This is a genomic window from Urbifossiella limnaea (genome assembly GCF_007747215.1).
Classification (GTDB): domain Bacteria; phylum Planctomycetota; class Planctomycetia; order Gemmatales; family Gemmataceae; genus Urbifossiella; species Urbifossiella limnaea.
The window spans coordinates 3,335,962-3,352,494 of record NZ_CP036273.1 but is presented as its reverse complement, the minus strand read 5'-3'; the positions used below and the strand labels follow the sequence as shown (position 1 = coordinate 3,352,494).

The window sequence follows — 16,533 nt, the reverse complement described above, 5'->3', positions numbered from 1 at the left end:
CTCATTCAATACAGGCATCAGCCTCACCCACCGGAGCCCGCCCCCGATGCGCCTCGCCACCGTCGTCACCCCCCACGGCCCCCGCGTCGTCGCCCACGTCGGCGACCACTACGTCGACCTGCACGCCACCGACCCGGGCCTACCGACGTGCATCAAGAATCTCCTCGCGGGCGGGGCCGGGGTGAAGGTTGCGGCCGCGGACGCGGCCAAGTGCTCGAAGGCCGTCCGATACGCCACGAATGCCGTGAAGCTGCTCCCGCCGGTGCCGAAGCCGTCGAAAATTCTTTGCGTCGGTCTGAATTACCGCGACCACGCCATTGAGGGCGGCAAGGCCATCCCCACCGAGCCGGTCCTGTTCGCCAAGTACCCGAACACCCTCATCGCCAGCGGCGACCCGATCAAGCTGCCGAAGGTGGCCCAGAAGGTGGACTACGAGGCGGAGCTCGTCATCGTCATCGGCAAGCGCGGCCGCCACATCCCGAACGATGACACGGCGTTCCAGCACGTCGGCGGCTACACCTGCGGCCACGACGTGAGCGCCCGCGACTGGCAGTTCCGCGGCGAGGAGAAGCAGTGGAGCATCGGTAAGACGTTCGACACGTTCGCCCCCACCGGCCCGGTGCTGGTGACGCCCGACGAGCTGGGTGACCCCCACAAGCTCCAGGTGCAACTGCGGCTGAACGGCGAGACGATGCAGAACTCCAACACCAAGGAGTTCATCTTCGGCGTCCCGCACATGCTGTGGTTCCTGTCGCAGGTGGTGACGCTGGAGCCGGGCGACCTGATCTTCACCGGCACGCCGCCGGGCGTCGGCATCGCCCGCAAGCCGCCGGTGCTGCTCAAGGCCGGGGACGTGGCCGAGGTCGAGATTCAGGGGATCGGCGTCCTCCGCAACCCGGTCGTGGCGGAGTAACGGTGGGGCGGTCCGTCAGGGGACGTAGATGTCCCCGACGGGGCGGGTCAGGACGTGGACGACGTACCGCCCACGGCCGCCGCCGGAGCGGAACACCGTGGGCTGGTTCAGCGGGAAGAGTTGCCGTTCCTCCGGGGGCACGACCGGCGGGAGCAAGTCGCGCGGCCCCGGCCCCGGCTTGGTGAAGTGGTGTTGATCCTCGTTCGCGTAGAACGACGACAGCCGGAGCAGGTCGGACACGACGAACCGGACGCCGGGGGCGGCCCGCTCCACCTCCTCTTGGACCCACCTGCGCTGGTTCTCCCCCATACCCGCGGCCGTACTCAGGTGCATGAAGCGGATCGGCGGCCGGACGCCGAGCGCCAGGTACACGGCGTGCGGCGAGTCGTTCCACGCCATCACCTCGCGGTCGCCGACGCCCTGTGTCCGAAGGAACGCCGCCACCTCGTCGATCTCCGCCGAGTCGATTCCGGCGAAGTAGTCGGACTGGAACGCCACCCCGTCGCGGACCTCGCCCGACACGCCGCGGGTGAAGCACGCCGGCCACCAGCGCAGCCGGTTCGGGCTGCGGTCGGGGTACGCCCACACGACGTGCCGGAACGCGTCCCCTCCCCACGTCCACGGCCCGACCGGGGCCACGACCAGCCACGCCATCACCGCCGTCTGCACGGCCAGGACCGGTGCCGCGATTACCCACCGGTTCGCGCCGAAGAGCGCGATCATTAGCACGGTCTCGGGGACGTGCACGTAGTGGAACCGCTTCTGGAGGCAGAGCGCGGTCAGCAGCCACGAGAGGTACAAGGCGCCAAGTACGGTGCGGGCGAAACGGGCGTCGGCGTCCTCGGGGACGGAGTACAGCCAGTTCGGCAGCAGCCGCTCGCCGGGGTCGGGCAGGTCCGCCGCGCCGGGGACGCGCCACGGCCGGCCGACGACGACGTTCAGCACCGCAAGGGGTACGGCGACGACGACGAACAGGCTCCACGGCGGGAAGTAGCCGGGCTGGTACGCGAGCCGGTCGCTGAACTCGACGGCCATCTGCCCGAGGTACGACGTGTTCCAGTTCCGGAACACGTCGAGGAAGTACGGCCACGCGCCGGACGCGACCAGCCACACGAGCCCGGCCGCCCCTGCCACGAGCCCGCCGGAGAGGGAGCCCACCAGGTCGGCCGCGGCCCGCCGCCCGCGCGCGCCGGGCGGGGCGCCGGCCGCGAGCCCCGCCTGCGACACCGCCCACAACACGACCGCCACTGGTACGATGTGCGGCTTGATCCACACCGCCGCCCCCCACACCAACCCTTCGAGTGCGGCCGACCGGAAGACGCTACCGTCGGTCATCGCTCCGGACCGTGAGGCGGCGACGCGGCGCATGCGTAGGTGCGTCGCCCCAAGGACAGGGAGCATCATCCACACGTCACGCTGGAGGTGGTTGAACTCCGAGACGTAGAGGTAGAAGCCGGCGACGCCGGCGGCCGTCCAGGCCACACCGGCCGCGGTCGCCCCCGCGGCGCGGGTCAGCCGCAAGAGCAGCGCGGCCGCGGCCGACACGACGACGAGGTCGGCCGCACGCGCGGCCTCGATCGAAGTACCGAACACCGCCCGGATGCCGCACATGATCCAGACGAACCCGGGCGTGTTGGTGTCGAACACGTCGCGGTAGTGGACTCCGCCGGCGAGAACGGTGCGGGCCGCGAGGTCGTACAGGGTGGCGTCGATCCAGAGGGGCATCCGCAGGAACAGCGGAACGCCGACGACGACGAGCACGGCGAACGCGAACCAGCCGAGTCGCGGCGACCGCCACGGGAGCCAGGACCGGGCGGGCGGAGCAGTCATCAGCGGGTGGGTCCGGTGGGGACGTGCGCGGCGCGAACCGACTCGTTTTACGGCCGCCGCCACGCCCCAGCAAGGAGCCGGGCCCGTGTGACGGAGTCGCGAGAATTCGGCGAAAAAACCGGAAAGGCCGTTGCAACCCGCCCATCGGCCGTTTACGATCTGAGAGGAATTTGGGGTCCACTGGCGCCGTGAGGAATCGGCGGCGCCGACCCCGCAGCTCCGGCCCGCGCCCGGGTGCCGCTCATCAACAAGGGAGTGCCGCGATGAGTGCGTCTGATTACCCGCCGTCGTTCGAGCCCGCCGACGTGTTGTTCGCCAGCCCGCACACGTACCTTCGCCGGCTCGTGGTAACCACGAGCGAGGTGGAGGTGGTCATCACCGGTCGGGTGCCCAGCTACTACCTCAAGCAGATGGCCCAGGAGGCCATCCGCGGCTGCCTCGGCCCGCGAAGGCTTCGGAACGAGGTTCAGGTCTGCTCCGCCTGACTCGCGCCCAGGCGCAGGTTTACCAGGAACTCGTCAACGGCGTCCGCCGGCGCCGCGTCCGGTAGTTGGCCAGTCGCGTGCGCCGCGTCGAGCCGCGCCTCCCAGCGGGCCAACTCGGCGCGGTGGAACGTCACGTCCTCGCCCGGCAGGGTCCCCACCTCCGCAGCCGACTTGCGGCGGATCAACTCCGGGATGTAGTCGAGCCCGAACCGCTCGTTCAGCGTCGGCAGGTGGGCCTGCACCTCGCCCGTCTCCAGCAGGTGGATGCCGGTCAACACCACGCGGTAGGCGTATAGCAGCGTCTTGGCACGCACCTCGTTCTGCTTGTCGAGCATGCGTAGCTGCGTCTGGAGGAACCCGCGGTAGTGGTGGTGGCAGCCGCGCGTGACGCACCGGGCCGCGACCGGCCGCAGCCGCGCGAGAAAGTCCGCCCCGTGAGCCACGAGCGGCGAGAACACCTGCTCCAGTACGTAGCCGTTGTCCTTCGCGAGCAGCCGTAAGTACTTGCCGATCTCGTGCGCCACCGCCTCCGTCTCCAGGCCGTCGAATTCCCCCTTCGGCTCGACCGTCTCGACGGGCCGGCGCAACCCCACCACGCGCCGCAGCGGGGCGAGGAAGGCGCCGCGCAGGTCGATGTCGCTGTCGGCGGACGGGAAGCCGTACAGGTGCGCGCCGCTGACGGTGAGGAAGAGGGCGTCGGGGATGCGGCTGGTACCCCACCGGCCGAGCGCCGGCAGGTCGAGGTTGTGAACGACGTCGGCCACGGTCGCTACTCCTTCAACGCCTCCGCCGCCCGCCGGCGGCGTGCCGCGATCAGGAAGCGGTTCGCCGCGTCGGTGTCCGGCCGCTCCGGCAGCGCCGTCCGCTCGAAGGCCTCCTGGAACAACCGGTCCAGCTCGAGAGCCCGGGCCTTCACCTCGGCGAAGGACCACCGGCCACTGCGAACGTCCAGCAACTCCGCTCGGTGCTCACCGACGTCGACGCGGATGTCGCCGGTGGTCAGGGCGTGGATGCCGCTGTGGAGCAACCGCAGCAGGTGCATTGCGTGCTTCGGCTTGTACGTGCCGCCGGCCGCGTGCCGCTTCTCGATCAGGCCGAACTGCGACAGTACGTAGCCGGAGTAGGTGCGGTACAGGTGCCGCGACAGGAACGCACCGCGGACGCGGCGCAGCTCCTCGCCCGTCTCGTCGGCGAACGACACCACAGGAACCCAGAGCGTCTCCAGGATGTTCGGGTTCGCCTGGAGCGCCAGCCGGACGAACTTCTCCACCTCCCAGACGACTTCCTCCACGCCAACACTCGTCGTCTCGGCCTGCTCCGGCGGGCGGGTCAGTGACCAGTGCCAGTCGGCCGGCGGCAGGTAGACGCCACGCCGGTCTTCGTCCGACGTCTCGGTGGCGAGGCCGAACGCGCGGGAGCCCACCGTGACGCGGTAGATCACGAACGGCGACACGTCCGGCCCCGGCGTCGCGGCCGGCGCCTCGACGGAGTGGTCGCCGCGGCGGACGAGGAGTTCGCCGAACTTCAACCGGGCGGTGGCGCCGTCCAGGAAGCGGACGACGTACGGACGGTCGTTGGACGCCGGGGACTCAACCACCACCGCGACGCTGCCCGCTGGGCGGGTAGCGTCGGTGCCCGGAAGCTTGCGGTCGGCGCGGAGGACGACGTGTGTCCCCGGTGGGAGGAGGAACGACGGCGGCAGCGGGTCGGACATCAGTTCTTCGGCGGCGCCGGCGGCGGTTCGACCTTCGGCATCGCCTCCATCGGCGGCATCCCTGCCGGCGGGGCAGCCTGCCGCGGCACCGGATCGACCGTGACTGGCGGGGCCATCCGCACCGGCGACTCGTACTTGCGGGCGGCGTCGCGGAGGCACACGATCAGCCCGTTGTCGGCGGCCAGGAACAGCCGGTCGGACACGGTGTTGACCACCGGGATGTTGAACTCCGGGATGCCGAGGCTGGTCAGCGGGGCGGCGCGGCCGTTCGCCTCGGTCGGCCGGCGCGCGTCGTACACGAGCAGCTTGCCGAGGTTGTCGCGGACGTACGCGAAGTCCTGGTTCACCGCCAGCAGCCGGTCCGCCTGCCGGTCCGTCCGCCACACCTGTGCGCCCGTCTTCCGGTCCACTCGCACTACGCCCGAGTGGTCGCCGCTGGCGAACACCGCGTCCTCGGTCACTAGCGGGGTGTGGTTCAGGATGCCGCCGACGTTCGTCCGCCACAAGATGTTCACGCCGCTGATGCGGTTGCCGCCCTCCAGATCGACCGCGAGCAGGCTCCCGTCCGACAGCGGCACGTAGGCGATGACGCCGGCCCTCCCGGGGGGGGCGGCCACCTCCTCCCACATCGGCCCGTCCACCTCGACGACGCGGTCGGCCTTGCCGAGGGCGAGCTTGCTCTTGGAATCGGTGACGATCCACACCCGCGACGGCGTCAAAACCGGGGCGAAGCGGATGCGCGTCGTCAGCCCGTACTCCCACCGCACCTTCGGCTTCACGCCCTGCGGCCGCAGGTCGGTCAGGGCCAGTGCCGCGGACACAGACGGCGGAATGGTGCCGATCGACGGGGTGCGCTGCACGTTTTTTCCGGAGTCGTCGCGGAGCCGGTACGGCTGGCGGAGTGACGGCACCGTCTGCAGCGACGGCGAGGTCGGATGGCCCTCGATCGTGTACGGCGGCGTGACGCGCGGGACGGCTGCCAGCGACGGACTGCGGCTGCCGCCGCCACCCCCACTGGCCCGAGGCTGCTCGAAGCCCCCGGTCGGCGGGCGGTCGAACTGATCGGGGTTAGACGACCGGTACACCCCCGGCGCGGGGTAGCGGTCCGTCAGCTGGTCGACCGGGTTCGCGCGGCCGATGACCGCCTCGCCGGCCTTCGGTGCCTTCTCTCTCGTCAGGTCGGGGATGACGATCGGGTTCGGGAGTTCGAGCGCGAGCACGCGGTGCTCGCCGGCCGCGCCGGGCTGCGTGGCCAGCGGCGCGTACAGCCCGCGGGCATCGGCCGACAGGCCCGCCACCGGCGTGGTGCCGAGCTCGGCCGTGAACTCGAGCACGCCGGTGTCGCGGTAGAAGGCGTAGGCCCGGGTGACGTGCGCCACGTACACGAACCGGTCGTTTGCCGCCACCGGGTAGACGTTCGAGTACCCGCCGTTGCCCAGAGCCGCCTGCCACTGGATGCGGCCGGTGCGGGCGTCCACGGCGATCAGGTGGCCGGTCCGCGTCTGGACGAACAGCTGGTCGCCGATCGTCTGCACCATCTGCACGGTGTCGCGGCCGCCGGCGATCGGCAGGAATTGCGCCCACTCGACGCGGAGGTTGAGGCGGGCCAGCGCCGCGGCGTCTGGCGGCACCGCCCGGGAGTAGGGCGACGGTGACTGGCCGGTGGACAGCGCACCCAGTCCGAGGACGAGGCCGGCGGCGGCAGCCGAGCGGGACCACATGGCGGACTCTCCGGGGCGACGGGGCCGATTCCATCACTCTACCAGCCGCCGCGGCCGGGCTGAAGCAGCGACCCCGGATCGTGCCGGGCCGGGGGTGCGACAGGTGCCGGCCGTGCGGGTTGTGCCGGCGTTACTTCTTCCCGAGCGCCCGCTTCCGCGCGAAGAACGTCGTGAGCACGGCGGCGCACCGCTCGGCCAGCACACCGCCGACGACGGACGCGCGGTGGTTCAGCCGCGGGTCGGAGGCGATCTGGTACAGCGTGTGGCACGCCCCCGCCTTCGGGTCGGTGCAGCCGTACACGACGAGCGGCAGCCGGGCCTGCACGATCGCCCCCGCGCACATCGGGCACGGCTCGAGCGTGACGTACAGCACGCACCCTTCGAGCCGCCACGACCGCAGCGCCGCCGCGGCCTGGGTGATGGCGATCATCTCGGCGTGGGCCGTCGGATCCTTCAGCTGCTCGCGCTGGTTGTGGGCCGACGCGATCACCCCGCGGTGCGGGTGGATCACGACCGCGCCGACCGGGACTTCGTCTTCGGCGTCGGCGACGGCGGCCTCGGCGAGGGCCAGTTCCATGTGGTGGACGTGGAACGGGTGGCCGGGGTCGGTGAAGGTCAGGTCGGGTGGGCTGAAGGGGTCCATTCGACTCCGGGTCAGGCGTGGTACGCCGGCAGCGACACGCGGAACGTGGTGCCCGCGCCGGCTGCCGACTCCGCCGCAATTGTACCGCCGAGGTCGCGGACTATCCCGGCCACGGCCGCGAGGCCGAGCCCGCTGCCGTCCGGCTTGGTGGTGAAAAACGGGTCGAACACCCGCCCCAGATGGGCCGCGGGGATGCCGCACCCGTCGTCGCTCACCTCCATGATCACGCAATCGTCCGCGGCCGACACGCCGACGCGAACCGTACCCGGGTTCCGGCCGATCGCCTGGACCGCGTTCGTCACCAGGTTGAGGACGACCTGACTGAGCTGCGACGGGTCGGCCCACACCGGCGGTAGGTTCGACTCGGCCGCGACCACCACGCGGACGCCACTCGTCCGCGGCGGCTGGCTCATCCGGAGCGTGTCGCGTGCCACCGCTCCCAGGTCGGTCGGCCCCGGTCGCGGCTGGGCGCCGCCGGCGAACGCGAACATCTGGGAGCACAGTTCCGCCGCCCGGTCTCCGGCGAGGCTCAGCTGGCGCAAGTACTCCCGCGCCGGCGATTCCGCCGGCACCGCGCCCGCCGCCAAATCCGCGTTCCCGAGAATCACCGAGAGCACGTTCTTGAAGTCGTGCGCCGACCCGGCCGCCAGCAGGGCGAGTGCCTGTATCTTCTCCGCGCTGACGAGCCGGGCGTCGAGCTCGCGGCGGGCGGCGGCCTCGCGCTCGCGGTCGGTCACGTCGATCCCCACACCGCCGACGTACCGCACGCCGTCCGGGCCGGTGAACGGGAATTTCACGTTCAGCCACGACCGCGGCGTGCCGTCCGGTTCCGGGGCCACCTCCAGGAACTGCTCGGCCCTCCAGACGGCGTACACCCGCTCGTCGGTGGAGCGGAACCGGGCGGCCACGTCGGCCGGCCAAACCTCGTCCACCGTCCGGCCGATCACGTCCTGGGGGCGGAAGCCGTAGTGGGCCAGGTAGGTGCTGTTGACGAACACGTAGACGCCCGCCTCGTTCCGCATCCAGGCGTTGGCCGGGAGGCGGTCCATGAACGCGCGGAACCGCTCCTCTTCGGCGCGGAGTTCGGCCCGCAGTTCCTTCACCTCGTCGACCGTGAACGCGGCCACGAGTACGGACGCGACCGCGCCGTCGGCCCCGCGCTCGGGTACGAACCGGTACTCGAAGAGCATCTCGGCCGGGGGCGGCGGGCGGAGGTACTGGAAGCGACCGGGCTGGCCGGTGCGGAAGGCGGTGCGGAGGTGTTCGACCCACCGGCCGTAGGTGGCCGGCTCCATGCCCACTTCCAGGCACGACCGGCCGACCACCTGGGTGGGAGTGAGGCCGAGTAGTTCGCAGGTCGGGCGGTTGGCGTAGGTCAGGCGCAGGTCCGGGCCGATGCGGAAGACGACGACCGGCAGCGAATCGAGGATGGCCGCCGACTCGGCGGCCGGGAACGATTTCATCTCCAAGCCCTCGGCCGGCGTCCCGCCGGCGCTAGCGGACCGTCTGATTCACAGTGTAGTAGGCCTCGGGGTGCACGAGCCGCTCGCCCGTCCGGGTGCGGATCGACTCCGGCCGCAGGGCGTACACCCGCCCCGGCCGCACACCCGGCACGTCCAGCGACAGAGTCCGCCCGTCCGCCGACAGCCGCGCGGAGGCGACCGCTTCCGCCCGGCGGTCGGTCTCGGGGCATCCGTAAGCGCTGGAGTAGATGTAGGTGTACGACTCCACCGGCACCGCCGCCTCGGCCGACTTCACGTCAACCGGCTTCGTGAACGTCAGGTCGAACCCGGTTTTCGTGAGCGCGACGTGGTGAATTTCCGCCGGCTCGGTGCCTGTGAACGTCACGCGCTGGAGCCCGAACGGCCGGCCGCCGGCGGAGCCCCAGCCGCGGTTCGTCTCGCCGACGAGCAGGGAGCCGTCGGGGGCAAAGGCGAGCCGATTGACGCCGGACTGGAAGCCCGCGCGGAACGGGAAGCACGCCCCCTGGAACACGCCGTTCACCTTCTCCAGCGCTACCCGCATGACCACGGACGTGCTCTGGTCGCCGACGAAACACTGCCCGGCGAACGGGCCGAACTTGCCGCGGGTCGTGTCCCAGATCGGCTCGCTGAGCGAGCGCCCCATCCGGCCGTAGGGGAACCAGATCGCCGGCGGGTCGAGCTGCGGCATCCCCGCGGGGGCGTTCGCGCCCGGCCCCTTCTGGCCGTCGTACATCATGCCACTGGCCACCTTCTCGGGCACGAGCCCGGCGAACGGCGAGAACGGCAGCCAGCGCAGGCCGGCCTGGTGGCCGAAGAACTTGCCGCGCTGGATGTGGTGGAGCTTGTTGGTGGCCACCCACTCGCCCTGGTTGTCCGCGTAGAACAGGTCGCCGTCGGGGCTGAAGTTTACGCCGTTCGGCGACCGCAGCCCGTACGCCCACGGCTCCATCGAGCCGGTCCGCGGGTTGATTTTGACGCACCACCCGCGCCACGGCGCCTTCGCCTGGTGGCCGCCGCCGAAGCCGACGTTCAGTGTGACGTAGAAGTTGCCGTCGCGGTCGCGGGCCGGGCCGAAGGCGTACTCGTGGTAGTCGCCGGACACGCCCCACTTGTCGCACACCGTCTCGACCGCGTCGGCCACGCCGTCGCCGTCGGAGTCGGTCAGCTTGCAGACTTCCGGCCGGTGGACGACGAACACCGTCTTGTCGTCCTGCACCCACATGCCGAGGGCCTCGTGCAGGCCGGTGGCGAAGCGGGTGACCTTCACGTTCCGCGGGTCGGCTTCGAGCGGGTTGTGGACGAGCCACACCTCGCCCCGGCGGGTGCAGGCGAGGAGCTTGCCGTCGGGCCGGAACGCCAGGCCGCCGACTTCCAGAACGCAGTCGTCGGGGAGTGGTAGCGTGCTCACGGCGTAGTGCGTCGCCTCCGCGCCCGCCGCGGCTTGCGCGGCCTGAACCTCGCCCGACGCCGGGAAGTCGCGGGTGACGCGGCGGCGGATCGTCTCGGGCACGACGAGCGGGAGTTCGGGGGCGACGTAGGCCTCCCACCCGCCGGCGTGCTGCGCGATCTTGATGAGCAGCCGGTTCTTCCCGGCCACGACCGGCAGCTCGACCCGGTCCTGGTCCGGCGCCGCGGCGCGCTCGTGCGGCTCGTGCAGCAGCCGGCGGCCGTTGAAGTACACGCTGAGCGTGTCGTCGGAGCCGAGGGACAGCGGGAGGCGGAACTCGCGGTCGGAGTCAAACTCGTGGTACAGGTAGACGACGCTGTTGTTCTTGTGCTCCTGCGGGAAGAGCGCGGCGAGGTCCAGCACCTGGCCGAGCCTGAAGCCCTTGAACTCGGCCCAGACCGCGTGCTTGCCGCCCTTCCCCGGGTACTTCGCGGTCAGGTCCACGGCCCCCTTCTCGGGGCCGAATTCGCGGTCGAAGCCGGTCTTGTCCGGGTTGTCGAACGGGCCGACGAAGTACCACTTGCCGCCGAGGTTCGGCAACTTGTGGGACGCGAGCGTGGCCGCGACCGTGTCCGCGCGGGTGGCCTTTTTCACGTAGTCGCCGTCGGGCGGCTTCGGCTGCGCCGTCAGGAGGGCGGCGGTGAGGGCCGCGAGGAGCGCGGCGGGTGGCAGCGTGCGGAGGAGCATGAACGCGCTCGGCGCGGGAGGGGGTGGGTGGCGGGTGCGGCCAGTTTACGGGATCAGAACTTGTTCCACAACCGCTCGAACTCTGCGGCGAACACACCGACCAGCTTCGGGTCGGCACTGTCGACGACGTTCTCGTAATTGCAGTCGGCCGCGCCGCGGGTCCAGTTGTAGCTGCCGTTCACGAGGCGGGCGCCGTCGAAGACGGCGAACTTGTGGTGCATGTGGCCGGTGAGCCCGGACACGCCCGGCCCGGGCACGTCGTCCACCTTCACGGGGATGCCGGCGGCCTGGAACTTGTGGACGTCGGAGCCGGCGTCGTGGGCCTTCTCGTTGTCGGTGATAATCCGCACCTTCACGCCGCGGCGGTGGGCGTCGAGGATGGGGTGCGAGACACGATCGTCCGTGATGGTGAAGACGCACAGGTCGAGGGTGCGCCGCGTCTGGCTGATGCGGCTGACCAGGTGCCGCCAGCAGCCGTCGCCGGGTGAGAAGAACACGAGATCGGCGGCCGCCGGTCCGCCGCGCGGCGGCGCTGCCGCCTGGACCGGCGCCACGGTTCGCATCACGTCTTCGAGCCAGGTGATGATCCGGTCGGCGGGGAGGTTCGCCGACGCCTTCCGCGCCAGATCGAACGCCGCGTGCCGGACGACGCCGCGCTGCGCGTCGGTCCTCGCGTTGGCCGTCACCCACGCCGCGAGCGCCGTCTTCTCGCTCCCGGAGAGGGTGAGGTCGTCGAGCGTCTGGGCGAGGACGCGCTCGGCGTCGGCGGCATTCATCGGGCGGCTCCGGGCTACGCGATCAGCTCGCGGATCGGCTTCGCCGGCTCGACGCCGGTGAGGCGCTGGTCGAGTCCCTGGAAGCGGTACGTGAACCGCTCGTGGTCGATCCCCATCAGGTGGAGGATCGTCGCCTGGAAGTCCGGGATCGAGCACGGGTCCTTGACGATGTTGTAGCTGAAGTCGTCCGTCTCGCCGTAGATCGTGCCGCCCTTCGACCCGCCGCCGGCCATCCACATCGTGAAGCAACGCGGGTGGTGGTCGCGGCCGTAGTTCGTCTTCGACAGTCCCCCCTGGCTGTAGATCGTCCGCCCGAACTCGCCGCCCCAGATGACCAGTGTGCTGTCGAGGAGGCCGCGGGCCTTCAAGTCCTGAATCAGTGCCCAGCACGGCTGGTCCACGTCCTTGCACTGGAACTGCATGCGGCCGGTCAGGTTGCCGTGGTGGTCCCAGTTGTTGTGGTACACCTGCACGAACCGCACGCCCTTCTCGACGAGTCGCCGTGCGGTCAGCGCCGTGTGCGCGAACGAGCCGGGCTTGTGAACGTCGGGGCCGTACATGTCGAGGGTGCGGGCCGACTCGCGGTTCAGGTCGGCGAGTTCCGGTACGCTCGTCTGCATGCGGAAGGCCATCTCGTACTGCGCGATCCGCGTCAGCGTCTCGGGGTCGCCGGTGCGCTGGTGTTCGAGCTGGTTGAGTTGACCGATGCCGTCGAGGGTGCGGCGGCGAACGGCGGGGTCCACGCCCGGCGGGTTGTTGATGTAGAGGATCGGGTCGCCGGCCGCGCGGAAGGACACGGCCGCGTGCTCGCCGGGGAGGTAGCCGCTCTGCCACAGCCGGGCCGAGATGGCCTGCACCTGGTCCTGGTTGGTCGGCTTGGCGACCATGACGACGAACGTCGGCAGGTTCTGGTTGAGGCTGCCGAGGCCGTAGCTCATCCACGCCCCGAGGCACGGCCGGCCGGTCACCTGGTTGCCGGTCTGAATGTACGTGATGGCGGGTTCGTGGTTGATGGCTTCGGTGTGCATCGAGCGGATGAACACCATGTCGTCGGCCATGCGGGCCGTGTACGGCAGCAGCTCGCTCATCCACATGCCGCAGCGGCCCTGACGCGCGAACTTGTACACCGACGGGGCGATGGGGAAGCGGGCCTGGCCGCTGGTCATCGTGGTGAGGCGCTGGCCGCGGCGGATGCTGTCGGGCAGGTCCTTGTCGTAGAAGTCCACCATCTTCGGCTTGTAGTCGTAGAGGTCCATCTGGGCCGGACCGCCGACCATGTGCAGGTAGATCACGTTCTTGCACTTCGCCGGGAAGTGCGTCTCGCGGAGGGCGGCGCCGTGGGCCGTGGGGCTGCCGGCGGCGCGGGCGGTGCCGCCGAGCAGCGACCCGAGGGCGGCGCCGCCGAGCGAGAGTGCAGACGAGCCGAAGAAGTGGCGGCGCGTCTGGGCCAGCAGCGCAGGGTTTTCGAAGATCATGGCCGGTCCTCGCGTGTGCTATGGGTGAGGCGAGCGGCCCGCGTTAGCGGGCTGTTGGTGTGTTGTTCGTATCGCAAGAGCAACAGCCCGCTGACGCGGGCCGCTCGCCGCGCTCGACTACTTGTTCAGAACCTCGTCCAGATTCATCAGCTGGTTCACGGCCATCGTGTACGCCGCCAATTCGATCGGGTCGAGTGTCGCGTCGGCGCGGCTCTCGCCGAACGCGATCAGCCGGCGGGCCTCGTCCGGCTTCGCGCGGTAGTGCGCCAGCAGGTCGGTCAGCACGCCCTCGACCACCGGCCGCTCGTTGTCGCGGAACGGGCGCGACAGCAGCCGCCGGGCCACGAAGTCGAGGCGCGTCTGCGGCGTCGCGCCGCCGGTCTTGATCGCCCGCTCGGCCAGCACCCGGGCGGCCTCGACGTACTGCACGTCGTTCAGCGTCAGGAGGGCTTGCAGCGGCGTGTTCGTGCGGTCGCGGCGGACCGTACACAGCTCGCGGTTCGGGGCGTTCAGCACCTCCATCGACGCCGGCGGGGCCGACCGCTTCCAGAACGTGTACAGGCTGCGGCGGTACAGGCTCTCGCCGGTGTCGCGGCGGTAGTCGCGGGTGTTGCTCCCGATCATCGCCACCGCCTCCCACACGCCGTCCGGTTGGTACGGCCGCACGCTCGCCCCGCCGATCCGCCGCACCAACAGCCCGCTCGCCGCGAGCGCCGAGTCGCGCACCATCTCGGCGTCCATCCGGAAGCGCGGCCCGCGGCTCAGGAGCCGGTTGTCGCGGTCCTTCGCCACCTTCTCCGGCGTCGCCACCGCCGCCTGGCGGTACGTGGACGACGTAACGAGCAGCTTGAAGAACTGCTTCACATCCCAGCCCTTCTCGCGGAATTCGATGGCCATCCAGTCGAGCAACTCGGGGTGGCTCGGCAGCTCGCCGGTGGTGCCGAAGTCGCCGGCGGTGCGGACGAGGCCGGTGCCGTAGAGTTCCTGCCAGAAGCGGTTCACCGTCACGCGCGTCGTCAGCGGGTGGTCGGGCCGCAGCAGCCAGTTGGCGAAGCCGAGCCGGTTCTTCGGCAGGTCCGCGGGGAACGCCGACAGTGCGACGGGGGTGGCCGCCCCGACCTTGTCGCGCCGCTTGTCGTAGTCGCCGCGGTGAAGGATGAACGCCTCCGGCGCCCCCGCCTTTTCCACCGCCACGTGTGCGATGGTGCCGCGGCCGCGGATGGAAACTTCCTCCTCCTGCAGCTTGCGGTAGGCGGCCGAGAGCTGCTGGTAGGTGCGGTCCTGCGACACGAGCCACCAGTTGAATAGCTCGGCGGTCTCGGCGGCGGAGCGGGTGGCGGCGTCCTTCGAGAGCAGGTCAGCGACGCGGCGGGAGCCGGCCAACTGTGAGGCATCGAGGGCCGTGAACGTACGGGCGTAGATGCGGAGGTCTTCGAGGGCGACGCCGTTCAACCGGCCGGTCGTGTGGCGCTGGCCGATCGTGAACGGTACGGCGGTGCGGGTCGTGGACTTCAGCGCGTCGGCCTCGGTGTCGAACGGCTGCGGCTCGCCGTTGTAGTAGATCTTGGTGCCGGCCGCCTTGCCGGTGCCGTCGTGGGCCACGGTCACGTGGGTCCACTTCCCCGGCTGGATGACGCCCTTCGCCACCACCTTCATGGCGTCGCCCGGCCACGTGTTGACGACGTGCGTGCCGATGCGGTCGGCCTGAATCCACACGTCCCAGCCGCGGTGCCCGTTGGCCTCGTCCATCCGGGCCACGACGGCGCCGTTGCCCGAGCCCTTCTTGTCGATCGTCACCCAGAACGACACGGCGAACGGCTGCGTCCGGTCGAAGTCGCCCACGTCCTTGAAGCTCAGCTTCTCGCCGGCGCGGATGGTGAAGGCTTTGCCCTTGTCGGCACGGGCGACGGACCAGTCGTAGCCGCCGGCGAACTTCGCCTCACGGGCCTTGCCGTTCACCACCACGCCGACCGACTTGCCCGCGTCCTCGCGGAGCGGGGCGTGGAACTCCAGCGACCCCACCGGCGCCTGCTTTCCGAAGTCCTCGGCCTTCGCCGTCTTCAGCCAGGCGGCGAAGTCGGCCTTCGCGGCGGTCTTGCGGCTGTCGACCTTCGCCTTCGCGGCGGTCATCTCCGGCGTGAGCTGATCGAGCCGGGCGCGGTCCTCGCCGCGCGGCACGGGGATGATCGGGTTCGGGTTCGGAATGTTCCCGTCGCGGACGGGCACGGCCAGGTTGTTGAAGAACGCGGCCATGCTGTAGAACTCGCGCTGCGAGATCGGGTCGAACTTGTGGTCGTGGCAGACGGCGCACCCGGCCGTCAGCCCCATCCACACGGCGTTGATCGTCTCCGTGCGGTCGCGGGTGTACAGGACGGCGTACTCCTCGTCGATGATGCCGCCCTCGTTGGTCGTGATGTTGCAGCGAATGAACCCGGTGGCCACGCGCTGGTCGAGCGTCGGCTCGGGGAGCATGTCGCCGGCCAGTTGTTCGACGGTGAACCTGTCGAACGGCAGGTTGCGGTTGTAGGCGTTGATGACCCAGTCGCGGTACGCCCAGATCTCGCGGAAGTTGTCGAAGTGGATGCCGTGGGTGTCGGCGTAGCGGGCGGCGTCGAGCCAGTACCGGCCGCGGTGCTCGCCCCACTGCGGCGTCGCCATGAGCTTCTCGACGTAGCTCTCGTACCAGTTCGGCGACTGGTCGTTCACGACGGCTTCGACGTCGGCCGGCTCCGGCGGCAGGCCGGTGACGTCGAGCGCGAGGCGGCGGGCGAGCGTCCGGCGGTCGGCTTCGGGCGCCGGCTCCAGCCCGTTCGCGCGGAGCTGCTTCAGCACGAAGGCGTCGATCGGCGTGCGAACGAACGCCTTGGCCTTTTCGTCGGTGAACGCCGGGACGGCCGGGCGGGTGGGGGCGATGAACGACCAGTGCGGCTGGTACTGGGCGCCTTCCTGGACCCAGCGGCGGAGCGTCGCCTTCTGCGCCTCCGTGACAACCTTCTTGGTCTTGGGCGGCGGCATGATCTCGGTCGGCTCGGTCGAGCAGACGCGCTCGATGAGCGAACTCTTGGCCGGGTCGCCGGGCACGATCGCGCCCGACTGCACCGCGTCGTCGCGGCGGTCGAGTCGAAGGTCGGCCTTGCGGGCGGCGCTGTCGGCGCCGTGGCAGGCGAAGCAGTTGTCGGCCAGGATCGGCCGGATGTCGCGGTTGTATTCGAGCTTCGCGGGTGTCGGCGCGGCCGCAGGCTGCTGGGCCTCGACGGCACGCGGGGTGAACGGCCAGCCGACGGCGGCGGCGAGGGCGAGGAGGCCGGCCGGGCCGGCGAGGCGGGAGAAGCGTGACATCGGCGTGCCCTCGCGGGGT

At 70.7% G+C, this 16,533-nt stretch carries 12 protein-coding genes; 2 read left to right on the top strand and 10 right to left on the bottom strand.

The annotated features are described in order from the left end of the window. Positions 1-46 precede the first annotated feature (46 nt). Positions 47-913: a fumarylacetoacetate hydrolase family protein gene (locus tag ETAA1_RS13715; RefSeq protein WP_145239064.1), complete on the top strand. Its 867-nt coding sequence runs from the start codon at positions 47-49 to the stop codon at positions 911-913. A gap of 15 nt (positions 914-928) precedes the next feature. Here ETAA1_RS13715 and ETAA1_RS13710 read toward each other — a convergent pair whose 3' ends face one another. After that, a complete protein-coding gene (locus tag ETAA1_RS13710) occupies positions 929-2,743 on the bottom strand; it encodes a hypothetical protein (RefSeq protein ID WP_145239061.1) in 1,815 nt (604 codons plus the stop codon). Positions 2,744-3,006: 263 nt separating this feature from the next. Between ETAA1_RS13710 and ETAA1_RS13705 the strand changes: the two genes are divergently transcribed. Further along, the gene (locus ETAA1_RS13705; protein WP_145239059.1) at positions 3,007-3,228 is read left to right on the top strand and encodes a BON domain-containing protein; all 222 of its coding nucleotides are present in this window, start codon (positions 3,007-3,009) and stop codon (positions 3,226-3,228) included. Here the strand turns inward: ETAA1_RS13705 and ETAA1_RS13700 are convergent. The 9 genes from ETAA1_RS13700 to ETAA1_RS13660 form a co-directional block, all read right to left on the bottom strand. Then, positions 3,210-3,992: a nucleotidyltransferase domain-containing protein gene (locus ETAA1_RS13700; protein ID WP_202920877.1), complete on the bottom strand. Its 783-nt coding sequence runs from the start codon at positions 3,990-3,992 to the stop codon at positions 3,210-3,212. The genes ETAA1_RS13705 and ETAA1_RS13700 overlap by 19 nt on opposite strands. Before the next feature lie 5 nt (positions 3,993-3,997). Then, entirely contained in the window at positions 3,998-4,942 is a 945-nt protein-coding gene (locus ETAA1_RS13695; protein WP_145239056.1) for a nucleotidyltransferase domain-containing protein, read from the bottom strand. Further along, complete coding sequence (locus tag ETAA1_RS13690) at positions 4,942-6,663, bottom strand: outer membrane protein assembly factor BamB family protein (protein ID WP_145239053.1); 1,722 nt, start codon at positions 6,661-6,663, stop codon at positions 4,942-4,944. Before ETAA1_RS13690 ends, ETAA1_RS13695 begins: the two co-directional genes overlap by 1 nt. 130 nt (positions 6,664-6,793) lie before the next feature. Further along, complete coding sequence (locus ETAA1_RS13685) at positions 6,794-7,306, bottom strand: nucleoside deaminase (protein ID WP_145239051.1); 513 nt, start codon at positions 7,304-7,306, stop codon at positions 6,794-6,796. 11 nt (positions 7,307-7,317) lie between these two features. Continuing rightward, the gene (locus ETAA1_RS13680; RefSeq protein WP_145239048.1) at positions 7,318-8,769 is read right to left on the bottom strand and encodes a PAS domain-containing sensor histidine kinase; all 1,452 of its coding nucleotides are present in this window, start codon (positions 8,767-8,769) and stop codon (positions 7,318-7,320) included. Positions 8,770-8,800: 31 nt separating this feature from the next. Further along, a complete protein-coding gene (locus ETAA1_RS13675; protein WP_145239044.1) occupies positions 8,801-10,924 on the bottom strand; it encodes a DUF7133 domain-containing protein in 2,124 nt (707 codons plus the stop codon). Between the two features lie 53 nt (positions 10,925-10,977). Next, positions 10,978-11,700, bottom strand: coding sequence for a phospholipase D-like domain-containing protein (locus ETAA1_RS13670; protein ID WP_145239041.1), 723 nt, complete (start codon positions 11,698-11,700; stop codon positions 10,978-10,980). Positions 11,701-11,714: 14 nt separating this feature from the next. Continuing rightward, positions 11,715-13,175: a DUF1501 domain-containing protein gene (locus ETAA1_RS13665; protein WP_145239038.1), complete on the bottom strand. Its 1,461-nt coding sequence runs from the start codon at positions 13,173-13,175 to the stop codon at positions 11,715-11,717. Between the two features lie 117 nt (positions 13,176-13,292). After that, the gene (locus ETAA1_RS13660) at positions 13,293-16,514 is read right to left on the bottom strand and encodes a DUF1553 domain-containing protein (RefSeq protein ID WP_145239035.1); all 3,222 of its coding nucleotides are present in this window, start codon (positions 16,512-16,514) and stop codon (positions 13,293-13,295) included. Positions 16,515-16,533 lie beyond the last annotated feature (19 nt).

Coding starts and splice junctions, on each gene's coding strand:
- ETAA1_RS13715 (WP_145239064.1), top strand. CDS start 47: ATGCGCCTCGCCACCGTCGTCACCCCCCACGGCCCCCGCGTCGTCGCC.
- ETAA1_RS13710 (WP_145239061.1), bottom strand. CDS start 2,743: ATGACTGCTCCGCCCGCCCGGTCCTGGCTCCCGTGGCGGTCGCCGCGA.
- ETAA1_RS13705 (WP_145239059.1), top strand. CDS start 3,007: ATGAGTGCGTCTGATTACCCGCCGTCGTTCGAGCCCGCCGACGTGTTG.
- ETAA1_RS13695 (WP_145239056.1), bottom strand. CDS start 4,942: ATGTCCGACCCGCTGCCGCCGTCGTTCCTCCTCCCACCGGGGACACAC.
- ETAA1_RS13690 (WP_145239053.1), bottom strand. CDS start 6,663: ATGTGGTCCCGCTCGGCTGCCGCCGCCGGCCTCGTCCTCGGACTGGGT.
- ETAA1_RS13685 (WP_145239051.1), bottom strand. CDS start 7,306: ATGGACCCCTTCAGCCCACCCGACCTGACCTTCACCGACCCCGGCCAC.
- ETAA1_RS13680 (WP_145239048.1), bottom strand. CDS start 8,769: ATGAAATCGTTCCCGGCCGCCGAGTCGGCGGCCATCCTCGATTCGCTG.
- ETAA1_RS13675 (WP_145239044.1), bottom strand. CDS start 10,924: ATGCTCCTCCGCACGCTGCCACCCGCCGCGCTCCTCGCGGCCCTCACC.
- ETAA1_RS13670 (WP_145239041.1), bottom strand. CDS start 11,700: ATGAATGCCGCCGACGCCGAGCGCGTCCTCGCCCAGACGCTCGACGAC.
- ETAA1_RS13665 (WP_145239038.1), bottom strand. CDS start 13,175: ATGATCTTCGAAAACCCTGCGCTGCTGGCCCAGACGCGCCGCCACTTC.
- ETAA1_RS13660 (WP_145239035.1), bottom strand. CDS start 16,514: ATGTCACGCTTCTCCCGCCTCGCCGGCCCGGCCGGCCTCCTCGCCCTC.